At 40.4% G+C, this 250-nt stretch carries 1 protein-coding gene; it reads right to left on the bottom strand.

Going from position 1 to position 250, the window contains the following annotated elements; all coding sequences use genetic code 11:
• Nucleotides 1–49: 49 nt before the first annotated feature.
• Nucleotides 50–250, bottom strand: a 201-nt coding sequence (locus B2S90_RS08705) for an amino acid--tRNA ligase-related protein (protein ID WP_286696890.1), incomplete at its 5' end; no start/stop codon positions are given.

Genomic DNA, 250 nt, shown 5'->3' with positions numbered 1-250 from the left:
CGGTTTAGAAAGTCCCGAAACCCGCATAAACACTGGTTTTTTTCGACTTTTACTTGTCGAGGGGCTTCATTGTCGGGAATAAGATAACTTCACGGATAGTTTCCTGACCAGTTAATAACATAACTAATCTGTCGATACCCATACCCATACCACCAGTTGGTGGAAGACCGTATTCAAGAGCTTCTACATAGTCCATATCCATTTCGTTGGCTTCATCGTTACCTAATTCTTTTTCTTTTAACTGATTTGC

Source organism: Catenibacterium sp. UBA627 (assembly GCF_002299355.1).
Classification (GTDB): domain Bacteria; phylum Bacillota_I; class Bacilli_A; order Erysipelotrichales; family Coprobacillaceae; genus Catenibacterium; species Catenibacterium mitsuoka.
The sequence above is the reverse complement of the archived record's forward strand: the minus strand, read 5'-3'. Positions and strand labels throughout refer to the sequence as shown.